Here is a 19,579-nt window from a genome sequence, read left to right as displayed (position 1 = left end):
CCTCCAGAGTAACGTTTATTCGATAACCTCTACTGCAAAGTCAGGGCATCTTATCTCGCACTGCTTGCACAGTATACATTTATCAAGATCCTTTACAACTGCAACAAAGCCCTTCATCTCCAGGACATTTGTCGGGCAGAATGCAACGCAAATCTCACACCCTTTGCACCACTTCTCATTAATCCTTATTTCCTTTGCTTTCTTAGTCATTTATTCAACCTTTCTTCAAAACCCTTTCCATTGTTTCACCGATTGCTGAGGGATCCTGACTGACTTCAATGCCTGCTTTCTTGAGTGCAGCCATTTTTTCCTGTGCAGTTCCTTTCCCTCCGGAAATAATTGCACCAGCATGCCCCATCCTTCTTCCCGGAGGAGCAGTCTGTCCTGCAATAAAAGCAACAACCGGCTTCTTAACGTTAGCCTTTACAAATTCTGCTGCTTCTTCTTCTGCTGTTCCTCCGATTTCCCCTATCATGATAATACCATCTGTTTCAGGGTCCTCAGCAAAAAGAGCAAGAAGATCTATGAACTTGGAGCCTATTATAGGGTCGCCTCCAATACCTATGCACGTTGACTGCCCGAGCCCGCGGCTTGTAAGCTGTGCAACAGCTTCATATGTCAATGTACCTGACCTCGATATGACACCGATTCTTCCTTCTTTATGAATGAATCCAGGCATTATGCCTATCTTGCATTTCCCGGGAGATATTATACCGGGGCAGTTTGGTCCTATGAGCCTTACATTTTTCCCCTTGAGATATTCATAGGCTTTTACCATATCAATCGTAGGGATACCTTCAGTTATGCAGACTATAACTGCAACACCTGCATCTGCAGCTTCCATTATGGCATCGGCAGCAAATGGAGGCGGAACAAAAATAGCAGAAGCATTCGCACCCTTTTCTTTTACAGCCTGAGCCACTGTATTAAACACAGGGACCCCGTTATGCGTTGTACCGCCTTTGCCGGGAGTTACTCCTGCAACAACGTTTGTACCATATTCCACCATCTGGCCAGTATGGAACGAACCTTCACCACCGGTTATCCCTTGAACTACCAGTCTTGTATTTTTATTAACAAGTATGCTCATATCAGTTTCTCCGCCTCTCCTATATGAAATTTATTTTATCGTTGCCACGACTTTCTGCGCCGCGTCTTTCAATCCTTTTGCAACAATGAAATTAAGCCCCGACTTATTTATCAGCTCAGAAGCTTCACTTGCATTTGTTCCTTCAAGCCTAACAACGACAGGAAGATTTATCTTTACCTGCTGGCTTGCCTCAATAACACCCTGTGCAACCCTGTCGCAGCGAACTATGCCGCCAAAGATATTTATCAGCACAGCCTTGACATTTTTGTCAGACATCAGAATTTTGAATGCATTGGCAACTCGTTCAACGTTAGCTCCGCCTCCCACATCGAGGAAGTTTGCGGGCTCGCCTCCGGCAAGTTTGATTATATCCATCGTAGCCATTGCCAAACCTGCTCCGTTTACCATGCATCCCACATTACCGTCGAGCTTTATGTAGTTGAGATCAAATTTTGAAGCCTCTATCTCAAGAGGTTCTTCTTCATCAAAGTCTCGGAGTTCTTCAATTTCTTTGTGCCTGTAAAGGGCATTATCATCAAAATTTATTTTCGCATCAAGTGCCATCACATCACCGGCTTTTGTGACAACAAGCGGATTTATTTCTACAAGTGATGCATCTATAGCTTCGAATCCCCTGTAAAGAGCCATAATAAGCTTTGTTGCTTTACCAATCTGGTCAGCTTTTAGATTAAGACCAAATGCAAGTTTCCTTGCCTGAAAAGCCTGAAGCCCCACTCTCGGGTCAATAATCTCTTTTAATATCTTTTCAGGAGTTTCCGCTGCTACCTTTTCAATCTCCATACCGCCTGCCTCGCTCGCCATCACAACAGGCCTTGATGTAACACGGTCAATGACGATACCGAGATAGAGTTCTCTCTCTATATCGCATCCTTTTTCAATCAGAACTCTTTTTACTTTCTTCCCCTCAGGACCTGTCTGATGCGTAACAAGGTTCATACCTAAAATACTTTTAGCAAGTTCAAAAACCTCATCAGGGTTCTTCGCAACTTTTACTCCGCCCCCTTTTCCCCTTCCACCTGCATGTATCTGGGCCTTAACAACGCATACTCCGCCGCCAAGTCCTTTTGCAATTTCTTTGGCATCAGCAGGGTTGGTTGCCACCGATCCTTCAGGAACAACTACTCCATATTTCTTTAAAATCTCTTTTCCTTGATACTCGTGAATTTTCATTCCTCATTCCTCTCTAAACTTACAGTTTTGAAGCCAGCACGAAACGTTTTAGTTCTGAAATACACTGCGTAATATTTATCTCTTTTGGGCAAACCTCATTGCAGTTCAAAATGGTGTGGCATCTCCACAATCCATTACGATCGTTAACTATGCTTATCCTCTCTTCTTTCCCTTCATCCCGGCTGTCAAGGATAAACCTGTGGGCCTTTACCAGTGCAGCAGGTCCGAGATAGTCCTTGTTATACCAGTAGGATGGGCATGATGAGGTACATGAACCGCAAAGTATGCATTTTAAAGAGTCATCAATCCTGTCTCTGTCCTCATTACTCTGATAGCGCTCCTTATCAGGCGGAGGTGAGTTATTAATAAAATAGGGTTTTATCTTCTCAAGATTCTTGAAGAATGGATCAAGGTCAACAACAAGGTCTTTTATTACCGGGAATTCAAGCAAAGGCTCGATGACAGCTTTCCCCCCTTTGAGGTCCTTGACAAGAGTCTGGCAGGCAAGCCCGTTCTCGCCGTCAATCCTTATCGCATCTGACCCGCAAACCCCATGTGCACAGGATTTCCTGAACGTAAGGGTCCCATCCTGTTCCCACTTTACTTTATTAAGACAGTCAACTATCCTGTCCATCAAGTCCACTTCAACCTTATATGTCTTATAGTAAGGCTTCTTATCCTTCTCAGGATCGTAGCGGTAAATAGTAAGAGTCACTTCCATCTCTAATATCTCCTCTCCTTAGGTTGGAACTTCGTAATGGAAACCTTTTTGTAATCTAGACTAAAACCTTTATCTGTCTTAGAGATAAGGGTATGTTTCAACCAGTTCACATCGTCACGATTCGGATAATCCTCACGGGTGTGAGCGCCGCGGCTCTCTGTCCTGTTGAGGGCGCATGCTGTTATAATCTCAGCGTTATCAAGCATGAAACCAAGCTCAATAGCTTCGAGAAGGTCAGTATTGTAAGTTGTTCCTTTGTCAGTTATTGATATCTTGTTGTATCTTTCGCGCAATTCTTTTAACTTCTCAGTCAAAGGTTTTAGTCCTTTCTCCTCCCTATAGACTGAGCACTTGTCCATCATCTCTTCCTGCATTTCCTTCCTGATGACGTGGATTTTCTCATTCCCTTTTCCATTAAGAATCTTATCAATCTTCTCCCGTGCACCGCCATCAGGTTTATCAGGAAGAGGCTCATATTTTGCTGACCTCAGGTACTGAGCTATATCTTTCCCGGCTCTTCTTCCAAATACAACTGTATCAAGGAGTGAATTCGTACCGAGTCTGTTGCCGCCATGTACAGAAACGCATGCACACTCACCTGCCGCGTAAAAACCGAGTACAGGGGTGTTGTTCTTGTCTTTTATTACCCTGCCGTCATAATCTGTAGGAATTCCACCCATTGCATAGTGCGTTGTGGGTTGAATGGGAACGAGTTCTTCAGAAGGTTCAATGCCAAGATAGGTTTTGCAGAATTCAGCTATTTCCGGAAGCTTAAGCTCAATTTCAGCCTTTCCAAGTTTCCTCACATCAAGATGCACATAGTCCTTTCCGCCAATTCCCCTTCCTTCTCTTATCTCAGTATAAATCGCCCTTGAAACAACGTCACGCGGTGCAAGGTCCTTAACAGTAGGGGCATATTTTTCCATGAACCTTTCACCCTTACCATTGAGGAGAATTCCACCTTCTCCACGCGCTGCTTCTGTTATTAGTATCCCAAGTCTGTATATGCCCGTAGGATGGAACTGTACGAATTCCATGTCCTCAAGAGGAAGCCCCGCGTTGTAGGTAATACTCATTCCATCGCCTGTAGATGCATATGCATTGGATGTGGTCTTGAAAGCTTTCCCATAACCCCCGGTTGCAAACATCACGGCCTTTGCATGAAGAACTGTTATCTCTCCAGTTCTTATGTCCATTCCAACTACACCCCGGCAGACATTATCCTTGATAATAAGATCAAGCATTAAGAATTCGTTATAAAACCTGACTTCATTTTTGATACATTGTTCGTACAATGTATGAAGCATCACATGCCCTGTTCTGTCTGCTGCATAACAGGCGCGCCTTACCGGTGCTTCTCCGAAATTCCTTGTATGCCCCCCGAAAGGCCTCTGCGCTATCTTCCCTTCAGGTGTCCGGCTGAATGGAACTCCCATATGCTCCAACTCATATATGGTACGTGGAGCATCGTATGTCATTATCTCTATCGCATCCTGGTCTCCCAGATAATCGCTCCCTTTAACTGTGTCGAACATATGCCATTCAGGATAATCTTCCTCCTCGTTTGCAAGTGCTGCACCAACTCCTCCCTGTGCTGTAGAGGAATGGGATCTTGTAGGAAAAACCTTGCTTATAACAGCAACATCTGTATTCGCAGCCAGTTCAACAGCCGCTCTTGATCCGGCCAGACCAGCACCGACTATTACTACATCATGTTCATGTATCATCGTCTACCTCCGAATTATTCTGGTATACCTAAGCTAAGGTAAATTTACCCATTCCTTTGAAATGGGAACAACTGCAACTACCCCCATCACTAACAGCACAAGTCCAACAAATGTCAGTGCACTGAAAAGGGTTATCTTCCACGTTGCTGATTTTATGTAGTCCTGAATTACCATCCATACACCGTTAAGCCCGTGGTAAAGCCCAAGAACCAGAAAGCAAATATCAACAACTTTCAAGTAAGGGTTAGAAAGTCTTTTTATAACTGCATCGAATAAGATCTTCTCCTCTCCACCACTGTAATGCATTATCCACATATGCATTAATAAAAGAATCAAAAGCACAAGGCCTGACAGCCTCTGCATAAACCAGTTTATTGCCCCTGTATCGCTTGAAACCCTGTTTTGAAGTTCCATCTATCAAATCCCCCGTTAGTTATTCGCCAGCAAATAATGGATTTACAAAAGGATATGCACCAGCTAAGAACATAATTGCACCGATTATCGTAAGCACCCAGAATAGCTGCTTGTGATACTTTGCCCCTCCGTAGAAATCTATCAGGAAGACGCGAATTCCGTTCATTGAGTGGTAAATCAATATCCCGAGCAAGCCAAGCTCGCCGAGCTTGAAAATTGGCAGGTTGTATAGTTTCATTAGATTATCAAAAGATTCCCGCCCCTGCTGAAGATGGCTTACACTCCATATATGCTGCAATATGAAATACGTTATACCCAATCCTGTTACTCGATGCAGGACCCATGCCCACATCCCTGTCCGCCATTTATATCTCATCTTTTCCCTCCCGAAAAATACTGGGTTATTTTATTTGGTATTTTTGTCTGCCTTCTTTATAGAGGTCATTGCCATATATATCATTTATAACAACAACCGGAAAATCTACGACCTCGAGCCTGCGAATCGCCTCAGGACCAAGGTCTTCGTATGCAAGGATTTCACAGCTTTTTATCTGGTTTGATATAAGAGCCGCAGCCCCTCCGATTGCTCCGAAATAGACGGCCTTGTACTTTTTCATTGCATCAATTACCGCCGGTATTCTTGACCCCTTACCTATCATCCCTTTGAGCCCAAGTTCTATAAGCTTAGGAGCATAGGCATCCATCCTGCCGCTCGTGGTAGGCCCTGCCGAGCCTATGACTTTGCCCGGTTTTGCAGGCGTTGGCCCAACATAATAAATAACCTGTCCTCTCACATCTACAGGGAGTTTTTCCCCTTTGTCTATGAGCTCTATAAGCCTTTTATGGGCTGCATCCCTTCCGGTAAGCAGTGTTCCGCTTATCAGGACCGCATCTCCAATCTTTAAACCTTCAATATCCTCATCCTTTAGCGGAGTTGTTAGTCTAATTGGCCCTTTCATTTCATAACCCTCTTTTTTAATTTATAGAATTACTTCTTTATGCCTGTGGGCATGGCAATTTATGTTCACAGCCACCGGCAGGCTCGCTATATGACATGGATGTTTCTCTATATGAACTGCAAGAGCTGTTATCCTGCCGCCAAAACCCTGCGGACCTATGCCGAGGTTATTCACTTTTTCGAGCATCTCTTTTTCAAGCGCAGCTATTTCAGGATCAGGGTTAGAACTTCCAAGATTCCTGGTAAGCGCTTTCTTAGCGAGAATCGCTGAGACTTCAAAGGTCCCCCCAATCCCGACACCCACAACTATGGGCGGGCAAGGATTAGGACCGGCATCAGTCACTTTCTCAAGGATAAACGCCTTAACCCCTTCAATGCCTTCTGAGGGCTTTAACATCTTCAGCCCGCTCATGTTCTCACTTCCTCCGCCCTTGGGAGCAATAAGAAGTTTCACGTTATCGCCGGGGACTATCTTAGTGTGGATTATTGCAGGAGTGTTATCGCCTGTGTTTACCCTTTTTAACGGATCACCTACGATTGATTTTCTAAGGTATCCTTCTTTATATCCCTGCCTTACTCCTTCATTGATCGCTTCCTCGAAATTTCCACCTTCAATATGCACATCCTGACCGATCTCTGCAAAAAACACAGCAAATCCGGTATCCTGACACATAGGGACATTATCCCTTCTTGCAATCTCAGCGTTCTCCTTGATATGTCCGAGGACGGATTTGCATGTAGGGGATTCTTCTCTCTCTATTGCCTTGTCAAGGGCATTCATAACATCTTCGCCAAGATAAAAGTTGGCATCCATGCACATCTTTTTTACTGCATCAACAATTACTGAAGTTTTTATAGTCTTCATCGCAGTGACCTTCTGTTGGAGATATTGTTACTAAAAAAATTGCCCACTCATAGAAGATTTATATAGCAATGTCAAATAGGTTTCTGCCGGAGAGGGGAGGATTTTGATTTTCTGAGATTTTACGGGAAACTTAAACCGCAATGTTTCAGCTCTTTTTTCCCTGCCTGTAAAAATAAGGAGGGGAACCTTGTCATTTCCAATTTCCCCTCCCCCTTCGTTTTAAAAAACCTACACTTGTAAAAGTGCAATCTGTTTCTTTATGCCCTCCACTGATTTCATTAAAGCGCTCTTCTCCTCTTCAAGGAGTTCAAGCTCTATTATCTTTTCTATACCGCCTGCACCTATCTTAACAGGTACACCGACGAACAATCCGCCGGTAATGCCATACTCACCTTCAAGGCATGCAGCAGCGGGAAGTATTCTTTTTTTATCTTTTAATATTGCTTCAGCCATTTGCACAGCACTTGCTGACGGAGAATAATAAGCACTTCCTGTCTTTAAAAGAGCGACTATTTCTCCGCCTGCACCTCTTGTTCTTTTTATTATCCTGTCAATGGCTTCCTGCGAAAGGAACTTTGCAATAGGAATGCCTGAGATTGTTGAATACCTTGCCATCGGAACCATGTCGTCTCCGTGACCACCCAGAACCATAGTCTGCACATCTTCAACTGACACGCCTGCTTCCATGGCAACAAATGCCTTAAATCTTGCTGCATCAAGAACACCCGCCATACCCATAACCCTGTTTTTCGGAAACTTGCTCACCTTCCATGCAAGGTAGGTCATGATATCAAGAGGGTTAGATACGATAATGATAAAACTGTTAGGCGAGTATTTCGCAACCTGTTCAGTGCAGGCTTTCACAATTTCTGCATTCTTTGCCTGCAAATCGTCCCTGCTCATTCCAGGTTTCCTTGCAAGACCCGCGGTGATTATAACAACATCAGAATTTGCAGTCTCTTCATAACTATTTACCCCGATAACATTTACATCAAAACCCTCAACTGGAGCTGTCTCAACAAGGTCAAGTGCTTTACCCTGCGGAACTCCCTCAACAACATCGACCAGAACAATATCACCCAGCTCTTTTGCAGCAGCCCAATGAGCAGCTGTTGCACCAACATTCCCAGCTCCGACTATCGTGATCTTTTTTCTCTTCATCGTTCAGCTCCCCCTTAGACATTGTCCATGTTTCTGATTATGCAATCCCCAAACTCTGAACACTTCACCTTCTTAGCCCCAGGCATAAGACGTTCAAGGTCATATGTGACTGTCTTATCCTGAATGGTCTTTGCCAAAGCCTTTGTAATCAATTCTCCCGCTTCATCCCACACCATATGATCAAACATCATTACCCCTGAAAGAATTACAGAACCAGGGTTAATAACGTCTTTGCCTGCGTACTTGGGAGCCGTCCCGTGTGTTGCTTCAAAGAGCGCTGAATTATCGCCGATATTCGCACCAGGTGCGATTCCGAGACCTCCAACCTGAGCCGCGCATGCATCGGAGAGATAGTCACCATTAAGGTTTGGGGTGCAAAGAACTTCATATTCATCAGGACGGGTAAGAATCTGCTGGAACATAGAATCAGCTATCCTGTCCTTTATGATTATCTTCCCTTCAGGAGCCTGTCCATTGTATTTATCCCAAAGATCCTGCTCGCTTACAGTGATATCGGAAAACTCTTCACGTGCAAGCTCATATCCCCAATCTCTGAAGGCACCTTCCGTATACTTCATTATGTTCCCCTTGTGGACAAGGGTAACGCTTTTCTTTTTCTTTTTTATTGCATACTGGATAGCCATTTTTACGAGGCGCTTCGAACCAAACACGCTCATCGGCTTTACGCCTATGCCTGAGTCTTCTCTTACAGTGACATTCATTTCCTTCTTGAGAAAATTAATTACCTTTTTTACATCTTCAGAGCCCTGTTTCCATTCTATACCTGCATAGACGTCTTCAGTGTTTTCACGGAAGATTATGACATTAAGTTTGCTTGGATCTTTTACCGGACTTGGAACACCGTTAAAATACTTTATTGGCCTTACGCATGCATAAAGATCAAGAAGTTTGCGGAGGCTGACATTCAGGCTTCTGATGCCTCCTCCAATTGGTGTTGTAAGGGGACCCTTGATTGCTACCTTATACTCTGCTATTGCTTCGACTGTCTCATCAGGAAGCCATGAGCCCGTGGCATTGTTTGCTTTTTCTCCTGCAAGGATCTCAAACCATTTTATTTTTCTTTTTCCCTTGTAAGCCTTTTGAACAGCTGCATCAAAAACTCTCACAGAAGCTGCCCATATGTCGCCACCTATTCCGTCTCCCTCAATAAATGGGATAATCGGGTCATCAGGGATGATCAACATCCCATTTTTTATTTCTATCTTTGTTCCGCCATCAGGTTTTTTCAGTGCCAACTTTCTTCTCCTTCTCTGTATGGTTTCTCATTACGCTTTATCAAAAAGCTTTAATTCCCAAGTATCCGAGTTTAAAAAAATTTGTGCGGAGCTTATTAAAAAACTCCATTTCTGTCAAGCCGTTTAACCTGTTAAAAAAACAGGGAAAAAATACCCAAAAAAAATTGAACGTGTAAAAAATGCATATTCCGTGCCACCGATTATTTAGGGGGAAAGAGAGGTTTAACTTACTGTTAAAACTATATTTGAGAGAAAATTAGAAAAAAAGTATTTTTTCTTTTTTGACAAATTTCTTTGGCTTCTATGACATAATGTCAGTTACAGTATTTAGACAGGACAATACATAATCAACAAAAAAACTCCCGCAACCTAAAAATAATAATTTACCACAAAGAGCATAGAGATGTGTTTACCCTCTGTGTCCTCTGTGGTTCAGGTACGACTTATTTTATACTGAACTTCTTTGACGCCTTTGTGTTGTTGCTTTCATTCGATTCTGGCACGACACTGCCGCTGTCGCAGACGGCTTTTAAATAATAATCCCCTACCCCTGATGGTGCCTTAACTTTCCATATAAGTTTGACAGTAACTCTTCCTTTCACCTTTATCTTTCCTGTCGCCTTCTTTGGACCAATCGGTGTGTCTCCATCAATGGAACTAGTGTTATTACTTGAGAGATAAAACTTCACTGAAGAGTTCAGCGCATTCTTCTCGCCAATGTTTTTTATTACCGCTGCAATATTAATCTTCTTTCCTTTTTTTGCATTACCTTTAAAGCTTACAGAGCTTACCGTGAGATCTGACAGTTTACCCGGTGGTGTAACAGTAAAACCCGAAGATAATGTCCCCGTGCCATTTGTTGTTGTAATTACAATATCCCTTACACCTGCAGTTGCTGATAAATCTATTGTGATATTGGCGGTAATTACTGTGTCGCTTACAACAGTATAGAAAGCAATTGTTATTCCTGAGCCAAAACTTATGGATTCAGCTCCTGTAAAATTTGCGCCGCTTATTGTGACATCCAATGTTTCTCCCTGCACTCCGGAATTTGGACTGGATGAAATAACCGAAGGAGTTAATGACACAACCTGTCCAGAGCTAACCGGCCAAACATAGTAATAGTAGTCCTTGCCAAGGCTCCCCACGTAGCCATCATACATATAGAGGTACCACGCATAATCAGTATCGTAGGCGTAAGTAGAAGACGACCAATAGAAGTCTGACTGCACATTACTGAAACCCTGCGTATTAAGCCATGATGATGTGTGCAATTCGCCAGCATTTGCAAGACTTCTAAGCTGGTTGACATTTGGTAGATGCCAGTCGTTAAATCCAAGATAATTACTGCTGTTAAGCGATGCTACATAGTCGAGTGCCTCCTGCCATGTTTTTTGACCATTTGGAAGATTTGCATTCTTTGTCCACATCAAGCCTGTCAGATTGTCCGTGACAGTTTCATTGCTGTTATCAGTAAATCTTGGACTTGGCCATGCAATACCTTCCTGAATATCACCATCCTGCCCTGTGCCTTCGCAGGTAATCTCAGTGCCTGCTTCGTCATAGCACTTTGTCTGCCCTGTCAGGGGAAGGGAAATAACCGAAGAACCAAATCCAGACCTAACGGGCCAAACATAGTTATCGTTCCCCTTATAGCTGTATGCCACGTAGCCATCGCCCATGCCGACGTACCATGCATTGAACATACTGAAGGCGTAAGTAGAAGACGACCAATAGTAGTAAGATTGCACATTGCTAAAACCCTGCGCATTAAGATCTGCTGATGTATCCGCTTCGCCAGAATTGATAAGGCTTCCAAGCTCATTGACATTTGGCAGGCGCCAGTCGTTATATCCAAGATAGTCTTCAGCATTTAATTTCGCTACATAGTCCAGGGCATGCTGCCATGTCACTCTTCCATCGCCAGACGTACCATCAGTATCAAACCCAATGTCTCTTGCTGTCATAAGATTCCCGTTCTTTGCCCATACTAACCCTGTAAGATTATCCGAAATAGTTTCATCGCCATTGTCAGTAAATCTTGGGTCTGGCCACACAACTCCGGTACGAATATCCCCATCCTGCCCGGTACCTGTGCATAAGATCTCTGCACCTGATGTATCGTAGCACTTTGTCTGCCCTGTCTGGGGAAGCTCGATTGTCCCGGTAGCTTCTAAAATAAAAGGCATTAGCAACACTACAACAGCAAACAAGGACAAGACAGATTTCACTTTACACTTCATGAGAACCTCCTATTGGCAACAAGAATTTTACTGATTGAAAAATTAAAACCATTTTCTCCATTCGCTGTCCAGAACACCTCTTTTTTTATAGCGGAGCATGTAATCAGGACAAACGCATGTTCGGATATTTTCCGCAAAGCTCTTTATAACATTAAATATTATCTCAGGAAGAACCTGCTGGATTTCACTTACCTTTTTCGCTTCCTTTTCATCCTGCATTCCTTCAAAAAGCACACCGGGCTTAAAAGATTTCTTTTCACCAATTCCCTCGGCAAGGTTTGTAAGATAACATATCGAGTGGTAGCATATCTCAAGCTCCCTTGCCAGAAAGCACTCAGGCGCAATTGTCATACCCACCACATCACCGCCAAGCACTTTATATTTTTTTATTTCAGCCACTGTTTCGAGACGGGGACCCTCTGTGCAGACATAAATACCGCCGGATTTAAATCTTATCTTCATTGAGCGAAGAGTTTTTTTGATAAAATCATAAAGCTCATTGCAGAATACCGGGTTCTGTCTTACAAAGCCTATACCTCCCCTTTCAAAAAATGTGTCTTTCCTATGTTTCGTTTCATCAAGCACATCATCCGGAAGATAAAGCTCCCCTACTTTAAGTTTCTTGTCATTAATTATACCGGGACCAGACCAGGATATTATCCTTTTTACGCCAATGCTTTTCATGGCAAAGATATTTGCCCTGTAATTGATAAATGGAGCGGCTATCTCGTAACCTTTTTCTCCATGTCTGGAGATGAAAGCAAACCTTATTTCATCTTTCTCATATATATGCAAAGGAGAACTAATGCCAAAGGGCGTCTTGATTTTTCTACTGCTTATACAATTGCCCCAGTCTCCATTGATGGAAAGAAAAGCCTTGCTTCCCCCTATTACTCCGAAGCCTGAGAACTTTTCTTTACCTCTCAACTCATAACCTCCAGAACATTGTAGTTTGTATCTCTTCTGGCAGGGACAAAGCCTGCATGCTTTATAAGTTCAATGATCTCCTTTTCAGTCATCCTGAATGAGGCACCTGCCATGCGTACGACATTCTCTTCCATCATTGTACCGCCAAAATCATTTGCCCCGAACATGAGAGAAAGCTGTGATATCTTGGGCCCCTGCGTAACCCATGAAGCCTGTATGTTTTTTATATTATCAAGAAATATTCTTGATATTGCCACAGTCCTTAAATATTCAATGGCAGATGTGGTGACTTTTCCTATCTTTGTGTTCTCCCATTGGAATGTCCATGGAATGAACGCTCTGAATCCTCCTGTTTCATCCTGAAGTTCCCTTATCTTTAAAAGATGTGTAATCCTCTCCTCAAGAGATTCCACATGTCCGAACATCATTGTTGCAGTTGAACCTATCCCTAGTTCATGAGCCCTTCTCATAACATCAAGCCAGTCTCCGGCATTGCATTTATGAGGGCTTATCTCCTGCCTTACCCTGTCCACAAGTATCTCTGCTCCTCCTCCCGGGATAGTGTCAAGCCCTGCATCCCGGAGCCTGAGCAGGACATCTTTCACGTGAATCTCTGAAGTTTTTGCTATGAATACAATCTCGGGAGGTGAAAATGAATGGATATGAACAGGGAATCTGCTTTTGATTTTCCTCAAAAGCCCCTCGTAATAATCAATAGAAAGGGATGGATTTAATCCCCCCTGCATCAATATCTGTGTTGCACCTGCCTTGACTGCTTCTTCAATCTTCCTAAATATTTCTTCATCGGGAAGCACATATCCTTCTTTGCTTTCAGGATTTTTGTAAAAGGCACAGAAAGCACACTCTGAAACACAGATGTTGGTGAAATTTATATTCCTGTCAACTACATAGGTCACCTTGTCAGTAGGAGAGGATGAAAGACGAAGATTATTGGCAAGTCGTCCCAGCAGAAAAAAGTCTGCAGATTTTAAGAGTTCGAGGCACTCGTCAGTAGAAATCCTCTGACGCTTCTCAACTTTTTCAGCGATATTTTTATAATTGCCCACTTTAGATGCTTAACACAATTAATAACAATGTGTTGCTGCTCCTCTGTTTGTGCTACATTACTGTTGACATGACTTTACTGCCGTAGTATTGACTTGCCAGACTTTTTAACTTAAATTAATTTAAAAAACTATATAAATTTCTAAAACTCTTATTTCAATGAAGAGTTAAACCATGAAATTCCACGTGGGCGGGGGAGTTCAGTTGAGATTAGCAGAGCCATTGCATAATGGAAAGTTAGAAGAGTCCCCAGATTCCCGGTCAATGCATAAGCAGATCAGTTTATCAACAGTGTTCGTAAAACGACCCTATTCTAATTGAAAGGAGATTCACTATGGCAACATTGAAAGAAAGACTATCACAACAGATCCCGAAGCTAAAAGAAGAGACTAAGGCACTGGTAAAGGAACATGGAACAAAGGTTGTATCTGAAGTAACTGTAGATCAGGTTTTTGGCGGTTTGAGAGGGGTCATAGGACTGATATGCGATACATCTCTCGTTGAAGCAGATAAAGGGTTAATAATAAGAGGTAACCCTATCGGGGATATCAAGGAAAAACTTCCTGAAGAGATATTGTACTTACTTCTGACAGGAGAACTCCCCGATGCAGCAGCGCTCAAATCTCTCCAGCAGGACTTAAAGGCACGTTCAAAAGTCCCATCATATGTATGGGATGTTTTAAAAGCTATGCCCGCAGATGCACACCCCATGGCAACACTCAATGCATTAATACTTGTCCTTGAAAAGGAATCAGTTTTCAGGAAGAAATATGACGAAGGAATAAAGAAGGATGAGTACTGGGTATACGCACTTGAGGATTCCCTTAACCTGATTGCAAAACTGCCTTCAATAGCCGCAGGAATTTACAGGCACAGGTTCAGGAAAGGCGACAGGATTGAAAGCGATCCGAATTTAGATTGGGGAGCTGATTACGCTCATATGCTCGGTCTTCCTGATCCATCAGGAGAATTCAAGAACCTTATGAGACTTTACATGACGCTTCACTGCGATCATGAGGGCGGAAACGTCAGCGCATATACCTGCCATACCGTAAGCTCAGCGCTTTCAGATGTCTACTATTCAGTATCTGCCGGATTAGACGGACTTGCAGGACCTCTTCACGGCTTGGCAAACCAGGAGTGTTTAGGTTTCGTTCTCCAGCTTAGGGAGAAATACAAGGGAGTGCCTTCAGACGAGGATTTGAGAAAATTCACATGGGATAACCTTAACGCAGGGAAAGTAGTCCCCGGTTACGGCCATGCAGTATTAAGGTGCCCTGATCCACGCTTTGTAGCATTCCATGCATTCGGGAAAAAAGTATGTCCCAAGGACGAAGTATTCCAGATTGTTGACAAACTCTATAAAATAGTCCCGGAAGTACTGAAGGAACAGGGAAAAGCAAAGAACCCATGGCCTAATGTTGACGCAGGTTCAGGTTCGCTCCTTTATCATTTCGGGCTTACTGAATTTGACTATTACACAGTGCTCTTCAGCGTATCCCGTGCAATGGGTATGTGCTCTCAGATGATTTTGAACCTCGGCATGGGAACTCCAATAACAAGGCCGAAGTCAGTACAGACAAACTGGGTACAGGCACAGGTAAAGAAATAGGAAAGATAAGTTTTTATAGATAAGCAATGAAAAGAGGCGGGCAGAAGACGCCGAGAATTATACGCAGTTATAAAGTGTATCTCTCTCGACCGGTTCTCTGCCCGCTTCTTTTATTATGTCCATAAGTTCTTCGCGGCTTACAAATTGCCCGGTCCTTGCTCCTGCAGAATGTGTGATTTTCTCTTCAACAACAGTTCCGTCGATATCATCAACACCGAATGAAAGAGAAACTTGCGCAAGCTTAAGCCCTATCATAATCCAGAAAGCCTTTATGTGCGAAAAATTATCAAGCATAAGCCTTGCGACTGCAAGCTCTTTTAAATCATCTATACCTGTCGTATATGCAAGAGTTTTAAGGTCCGTGTTCTCAGGATGAAATGCCAGAGGGATAAAAGCAAGAAAGCCTCCTGTTTCATCCTGAAGTTCGCGAAGTTTAATCAGGTGTTCTATTTTTTCTTCATCAGTCTCTACATGACCGTAAAGCATTGTGGCGTTGCTTCTAAGCCCAAGCATGTGCGCCTCTCTCATTACATCAAGCCATACATTTCCTGATGTTTTTTCATCACAGAGTAGGTTTCGCACACGTGGAGAAAAAACCTCAGCTCCTCCTCCGGGAAGAGAGCCAAGACCTGCATTATAAAGCTCTTTTAATGTATAACTAACTGAAAGATTTGCTATCGCGGAAAGATGTTTTATCTCAACCGCTGTAAATGCCTGGATATGGACATCAGGAAACTCGCTCTTTAAGGACCTCAGCATTGTCAGATAATAAGAGAATGGTAGTTCAGGATGGAGGCCTCCGACAATATGAAATTCCTTCACGCGACTGTCTTTGACTGCTCTTGCCTTCTCCATTATTTCATCGATATTCATAGTATATGCCCCATCGTCTCCCGCACTCCTGCTAAAAGCACAGAAACGGCACCGGTTGGCGCATATATTGCTGTAGTTGATATGGCGGTTGGTTATAAAGTAGGCTTTGTTCCCGTTTTTTCTTTCTCTTATAATATTTGCAAGAAAACCAAGGGATATCACATCATTCGAGCGATAAAGACGCAGACCCTCTTCAGCAGACAGTCTTCCCCCTGCCCTTACTTTATCATAAATGTCAGCAAACTCTTTTGAAACAATCTCCACTTCTGTCTCTCTGTTTCTTAATGGAGATGAGCGGGCTCGAACCGCCGACCTCCTCGTTGCGAACGAGGCGCTCTCCCAGCTGAGCTACATCCCCAAAAAATAAATTGCATTTATTTATCATATTCGAGAATAACCATACGGAACGGAATAAATCTAAAGGCATTTCGAATAGACTGAAAATAAAACAATTTTTTAAAAAAGTAAATAGAGGTATTTTAAAGGAAAAAAGACTTTCATTGGGAATGACAAAAACTTAGTCATACTGCAAGACTTCACACATAAATAACGAATTAACTCTAACTGCAAAAAACTGGCTGTCAAACCTACTTTTTAATAGGCTTTCTTCTTTTCCAGGCACCCATAGTTTTCCCGGAACGTTCTTTAAGCCAGGTTTCAAGAACCTCTTCCAAAACTCTCCAGTTTCTACCTACACGCGTTGCAGGAATTCTCCCATCTTTTGCATACCTATAAGCTGTATGCTCATTAATCTTCAACAACCTTGCAACCTCTTTAATTGTCATCAGCTTCATGATGCTACCTCCATTTTCAATAGATACTAGTTTTATTCAGGTATAATTATTTCCTTATCTATTGATGGATTTCATTATTAATATGATACTACGCACTTAAATGTTAATCACGCAACCTCTTTTTTCAAATTTATGCAATTAATAATACTTTTTCCACCTAATAATTTAAGCTCCCCCGGCAACAGCTATAGGTATTCTTACCATTATAAGTTGTTAATCGTTTTCTTATCTACGCTCTCTAACCCATAGATAACAAGGGACTGCGCTTGCTGAACATCTGTAAAAATCGGTCAGAAAATTTCCTTAAATTTTACCGACCAGCTTTCACCTTTGTGTAATTCAGCAAGCCTCCTGCCAGTATTATCTCTTTCTGTCTTTCAGTTAAATCAAACATTACTTCGAAAGACTTGCCTGACTTTAGGTTTTCAACTTTGAGCTTATTACCGCTTTTCAGGGCTTCATGTACATTATTGATTTCCAGCTCATCCCCTTCCTTGAGCAAACCATAATCGGAAGCATTGATGAAGGTAAGCGGGAGTATTCCGAAATTAATCAGGTTCGCCCTGTGAATCCTGGCAAATGATTTAGTGAGAACGAACTTGATTCCAAGATACATTGGTGCAAGCGCTGCGTGTTCGCGGCTTGAGCCCTGGCCATAGTTGTCACCGCCTACTACGAAGCCGCCATGCTCTGCCTTTGCACGCGATGCGAAATTGGGATCAACCACTTCAAAAACATGCTCTGCAATTTTGGGGATATTCGAGCGGAGAGGAAGTACCTTTGCCCCTGCCGGCATGATATGGTCAGTTGTTATATTGTCAGCAACCTTGAGAAGCACTTTCCCGTGAAGCACTTTAGGCAATGGCATGTTCTTGGGAAGAGGAGCAATGTTCGGTCCTCTTAAAACCTCGACTTTGCTTCCGTCTTTCGGTGGCTTCACAATGAGACTGTCGTTGATAAAAAATTTCTTTGGCCTTGCGACTTTCGGGAAGTTTCCAAGCTTGCGCGGATCGGTAAATTTCCCTTTTAATGCTGCAGCAACAGCAACCTCCGGGCTTGCAAGGTAAACACCTGCGTCCTTTGTTCCTGACCTTCCTTCAAAGTTTCTGTTAAAAGTTCTCACCGAAACCCCGCCGCTGCATGGCGACTGTCCCATGCCGATACATGGACCGCATGCTGATTCTAGTATCCTTGTCCCAGCCTCTACCAAAGTCCTAAGCGCTCCATTTTCTGCGATCATCTCGAAAACCTGTTTAGAGCCTGGAGCAATAGCAAAACTTACATCAGGGCTTACTTTTTTCCCTTTAAGAATTGCAGCCACAGTCATAAGGTCTTTGTATGAAGAATTCGTACAGCTTCCAATGATTACCTGATCAACTTTTTTTCCCTCCAGATCCTTTACGCGGCAGACATTGTCAGGGCTGTGAGGTTGTGCGATCATTGGTACAAGCTTATTGAGGTCAATCGTTACAACCTCATCATAGGTGCATCCCTTATCAGGCTTAAGTTCCTTCCAGTCTTTTACTCTCCCCTGCGCTTTAAGGAACTCCTTTGTAACCGCATCGCTTGGGAATATCGATGTTGTTGCCCCGAGCTCTGCACCCATATTGGTGATTGTCGCTCTCTCCGGGACTGAAAGTGAAGCAACACCCTCACCGCCGTATTCGAATATCTTTCCAACCCCGCCCTTTACAGTCAGCCTTCTCAAAACTTCAAGTATTATATCCTTTGCGGAAACCCAGGGTTTGAGTTTCCCCTTAAGGTCAATAAGGACTACCTTAGGCATTGTAAGATAAAATGGTCCTCCTCCCATTGCCACTGCTACGTCAAGACCGCCTGCGCCGATTGCGATCATGCCAATTCCTCCGCCTGTCGGAGTATGGCTGTCAGAGCCGAGAAGAGTTCTTCCCGGAACACCGAAATGCTCTACGTTTACCTGATGGCAGATACCATTGCCGGGTTTTGAAAAATAGATTCCGTATTTGGCGGCTACAGACTGAAGATACCTGTGGTCATCAGCATTTTCAAATCCAGTCTGAAGAGTATTATGGTCAATATAGCTTACCGAAAGTTTAGTTTTTACCCGCGGAATATCGAGAGCCTCAAATTGCAGATATGCCATTGTACCGGTTGCATCCTGCGTCAGTGTCTGGTCAATTCTGATTGCGATCTCTTCGCCGGCAACAAGACTTCCGCTTACACGATGTTCCTTGAAAATCTTCTGTGTCAAGTTCTGGTTCACCTTAAAATCCTCCTCCTAAATCAAGTTTTCATCACCAAGTTTAAAAACTTATTTTTGGTGCCTCTTCATACAAAAGGTTTGAACAAAAGTCCATTAAATTCTTAAAAACTTGGGGAACACAAACTGTGATAGAAAAAACAATGCGGGATGTTTATCAGTACCTCGTATGGAAGCAATGGTTCAGTTAGATTGATATCATTAATTATGGGAAAAAACGCAAAACGAAAACAAATATTTTATTTACAAATTTTAAGTTCATTAGGTATAATTTTTCCAGAAGGTGTTTACTTCCTCCTTTTTTTCCATACAGCCATTCCGGTAATACCAAAGCCTATAAGGAGCAGTGTTGAAGGCTCAGGAACAGGTTGAACAAGGGCATGAAATGCCCAGTCAGCGGTTCTCGGATCATTGTTGTCCCATGTGCCGTTAAAATAGGACTG

19 protein-coding genes and 1 tRNA gene are annotated in these 19,579 nt (G+C 43.0%); 1 reads left to right on the top strand and 19 read right to left on the bottom strand.

Annotated features, from left to right (window positions below; translation table 11 throughout):
- Positions 1-15 precede the first annotated feature (15 nt).
- From HZA77_11010 to mqnC, 14 genes are all read right to left on the bottom strand, one after another.
- On the bottom strand, positions 16-210 hold the full coding sequence (locus HZA77_11010) for a 4Fe-4S binding protein (protein ID MBI5375956.1): 195 nt from the start codon (positions 208-210) through the stop codon (positions 16-18).
- A 4-nt stretch (positions 211-214) separates the two neighbouring features.
- Positions 215-1,090, bottom strand: coding sequence for a succinate--CoA ligase subunit alpha (sucD, locus tag HZA77_11005; protein MBI5375955.1), 876 nt, complete (start codon positions 1,088-1,090; stop codon positions 215-217).
- A gap of 30 nt (positions 1,091-1,120) precedes the next feature.
- Complete coding sequence (gene sucC, locus HZA77_11000; GenBank protein MBI5375954.1) at positions 1,121-2,281, bottom strand: ADP-forming succinate--CoA ligase subunit beta; 1,161 nt, start codon at positions 2,279-2,281, stop codon at positions 1,121-1,123.
- Between the two features lie 19 nt (positions 2,282-2,300).
- On the bottom strand, positions 2,301-3,002 hold the full coding sequence (locus HZA77_10995; GenBank protein ID MBI5375953.1) for a succinate dehydrogenase iron-sulfur subunit: 702 nt from the start codon (positions 3,000-3,002) through the stop codon (positions 2,301-2,303).
- 2 nt (positions 3,003-3,004) lie between these two features.
- On the bottom strand, positions 3,005-4,729 hold the full coding sequence (locus HZA77_10990; GenBank protein MBI5375952.1) for a succinate dehydrogenase flavoprotein subunit: 1,725 nt from the start codon (positions 4,727-4,729) through the stop codon (positions 3,005-3,007).
- 33 nt (positions 4,730-4,762) lie between these two features.
- Entirely contained in the window at positions 4,763-5,143 is a 381-nt protein-coding gene (sdhD, locus tag HZA77_10985) for a succinate dehydrogenase, hydrophobic membrane anchor protein (protein ID MBI5375951.1), read from the bottom strand.
- A 19-nt stretch (positions 5,144-5,162) separates the two neighbouring features.
- Positions 5,163-5,519, bottom strand: coding sequence for a succinate dehydrogenase, cytochrome b556 subunit (sdhC, locus tag HZA77_10980; protein ID MBI5375950.1), 357 nt, complete (start codon positions 5,517-5,519; stop codon positions 5,163-5,165).
- Positions 5,520-5,544: 25 nt separating this feature from the next.
- Positions 5,545-6,102, bottom strand: a complete 558-nt coding sequence (locus tag HZA77_10975) for a Fe-S-containing hydro-lyase (GenBank protein ID MBI5375949.1) — start codon at positions 6,100-6,102, stop codon at positions 5,545-5,547.
- A gap of 21 nt (positions 6,103-6,123) precedes the next feature.
- Positions 6,124-6,966 carry a fumarate hydratase gene (locus HZA77_10970; protein ID MBI5375948.1) on the bottom strand — a complete coding sequence of 281 codons (843 nt, stop codon included), beginning with the start codon at positions 6,964-6,966 and terminating at the stop codon, positions 6,124-6,126.
- 228 nt (positions 6,967-7,194) lie between these two features.
- The gene (gene mdh / locus HZA77_10965) at positions 7,195-8,127 is read right to left on the bottom strand and encodes a malate dehydrogenase (GenBank protein MBI5375947.1); all 933 of its coding nucleotides are present in this window, start codon (positions 8,125-8,127) and stop codon (positions 7,195-7,197) included.
- A 14-nt stretch (positions 8,128-8,141) separates the two neighbouring features.
- On the bottom strand, positions 8,142-9,332 hold the full coding sequence (icd, locus tag HZA77_10960; GenBank protein MBI5375946.1) for an isocitrate dehydrogenase (NADP(+)): 1,191 nt from the start codon (positions 9,330-9,332) through the stop codon (positions 8,142-8,144).
- A 494-nt stretch (positions 9,333-9,826) separates the two neighbouring features.
- Complete coding sequence (locus HZA77_10955; protein ID MBI5375945.1) at positions 9,827-11,626, bottom strand: DUF1566 domain-containing protein; 1,800 nt, start codon at positions 11,624-11,626, stop codon at positions 9,827-9,829.
- 42 nt (positions 11,627-11,668) lie between these two features.
- Positions 11,669-12,553, bottom strand: a complete 885-nt coding sequence (locus HZA77_10950; GenBank protein ID MBI5375944.1) for an MTAP family purine nucleoside phosphorylase — start codon at positions 12,551-12,553, stop codon at positions 11,669-11,671.
- Positions 12,550-13,620 (bottom strand): dehypoxanthine futalosine cyclase, encoded by a 1,071-nt coding sequence (gene mqnC / locus HZA77_10945; GenBank protein ID MBI5375943.1) that lies wholly within the window; start codon positions 13,618-13,620, stop codon positions 12,550-12,552. The genes HZA77_10950 and mqnC overlap by 4 nt, the downstream gene beginning before the upstream one ends.
- A gap of 332 nt (positions 13,621-13,952) precedes the next feature.
- On the opposite strand from mqnC, the gene HZA77_10940 reads away from it, so the two are divergent.
- Positions 13,953-15,230 (top strand): citrate (Si)-synthase, encoded by a 1,278-nt coding sequence (locus HZA77_10940; protein MBI5375942.1) that lies wholly within the window; start codon positions 13,953-13,955, stop codon positions 15,228-15,230.
- Between the two features lie 57 nt (positions 15,231-15,287).
- On the opposite strand, the gene mqnE is transcribed toward HZA77_10940, so the two are convergent.
- From mqnE to HZA77_10915, 5 genes are all read right to left on the bottom strand, one after another.
- Positions 15,288-16,367 carry an aminofutalosine synthase MqnE gene (mqnE, locus tag HZA77_10935; protein ID MBI5375941.1) on the bottom strand — a complete coding sequence of 360 codons (1,080 nt, stop codon included), beginning with the start codon at positions 16,365-16,367 and terminating at the stop codon, positions 15,288-15,290.
- 21 nt (positions 16,368-16,388) lie between these two features.
- Positions 16,389-16,461, bottom strand: a tRNA-Ala gene (locus tag HZA77_10930).
- A gap of 229 nt (positions 16,462-16,690) precedes the next feature.
- The gene (locus HZA77_10925) at positions 16,691-16,897 is read right to left on the bottom strand and encodes a helix-turn-helix domain-containing protein (GenBank protein ID MBI5375940.1); all 207 of its coding nucleotides are present in this window, start codon (positions 16,895-16,897) and stop codon (positions 16,691-16,693) included.
- A 310-nt stretch (positions 16,898-17,207) separates the two neighbouring features.
- Positions 17,208-19,139 carry an aconitate hydratase gene (locus HZA77_10920; GenBank protein ID MBI5375939.1) on the bottom strand — a complete coding sequence of 644 codons (1,932 nt, stop codon included), beginning with the start codon at positions 19,137-19,139 and terminating at the stop codon, positions 17,208-17,210.
- A gap of 284 nt (positions 19,140-19,423) precedes the next feature.
- A partial coding sequence (locus HZA77_10915) for a PEP-CTERM sorting domain-containing protein (protein MBI5375938.1) occupies positions 19,424-19,579 on the bottom strand: 156 nt, incomplete at its 5' end.

It is taken from the genome of Candidatus Schekmanbacteria bacterium, from assembly GCA_016219965.1.
GTDB lineage: Bacteria > Schekmanbacteria > GWA2-38-11 > GWA2-38-11 > J061 > JACRJM01.
Note: the sequence above shows the minus strand (reverse complement) of the source record. Positions and strands in the feature narration are given on the sequence as shown.

What these genes read in the sequence shown, in the direction of transcription:
- HZA77_11010 (MBI5375956.1), bottom strand. Translation starts at nt 210, where the DNA reads ATGACTAAGAAAGCAAAGGAAATAAGGATTAATGAGAAGTGGTGCAAA.
- sucD (MBI5375955.1), bottom strand. Translation starts at nt 1,090, where the DNA reads ATGAGCATACTTGTTAATAAAAATACAAGACTGGTAGTTCAAGGGATA.
- sucC (MBI5375954.1), bottom strand. Translation starts at nt 2,281, where the DNA reads ATGAAAATTCACGAGTATCAAGGAAAAGAGATTTTAAAGAAATATGGA.
- HZA77_10995 (MBI5375953.1), bottom strand. Translation starts at nt 3,002, where the DNA reads ATGGAAGTGACTCTTACTATTTACCGCTACGATCCTGAGAAGGATAAG.
- HZA77_10990 (MBI5375952.1), bottom strand. Translation starts at nt 4,729, where the DNA reads ATGATACATGAACATGATGTAGTAATAGTCGGTGCTGGTCTGGCCGGA.
- sdhD (MBI5375951.1), bottom strand. Translation starts at nt 5,143, where the DNA reads ATGGAACTTCAAAACAGGGTTTCAAGCGATACAGGGGCAATAAACTGG.
- sdhC (MBI5375950.1), bottom strand. Translation starts at nt 5,519, where the DNA reads ATGAGATATAAATGGCGGACAGGGATGTGGGCATGGGTCCTGCATCGA.
- HZA77_10975 (MBI5375949.1), bottom strand. Translation starts at nt 6,102, where the DNA reads ATGAAAGGGCCAATTAGACTAACAACTCCGCTAAAGGATGAGGATATT.
- HZA77_10970 (MBI5375948.1), bottom strand. Translation starts at nt 6,966, where the DNA reads ATGAAGACTATAAAAACTTCAGTAATTGTTGATGCAGTAAAAAAGATG.
- mdh (MBI5375947.1), bottom strand. Translation starts at nt 8,127, where the DNA reads ATGAAGAGAAAAAAGATCACGATAGTCGGAGCTGGGAATGTTGGTGCA.
- icd (MBI5375946.1), bottom strand. Translation starts at nt 9,332, where the DNA reads ATGTTGATCATCCCTGATGACCCGATTATCCCATTTATTGAGGGAGAC.
- HZA77_10955 (MBI5375945.1), bottom strand. Translation starts at nt 11,626, where the DNA reads ATGAAGTGTAAAGTGAAATCTGTCTTGTCCTTGTTTGCTGTTGTAGTG.
- HZA77_10940 (MBI5375942.1), top strand. Translation starts at nt 13,953, where the DNA reads ATGGCAACATTGAAAGAAAGACTATCACAACAGATCCCGAAGCTAAAA.
- HZA77_10925 (MBI5375940.1), bottom strand. Translation starts at nt 16,897, where the DNA reads ATGAAGCTGATGACAATTAAAGAGGTTGCAAGGTTGTTGAAGATTAAT.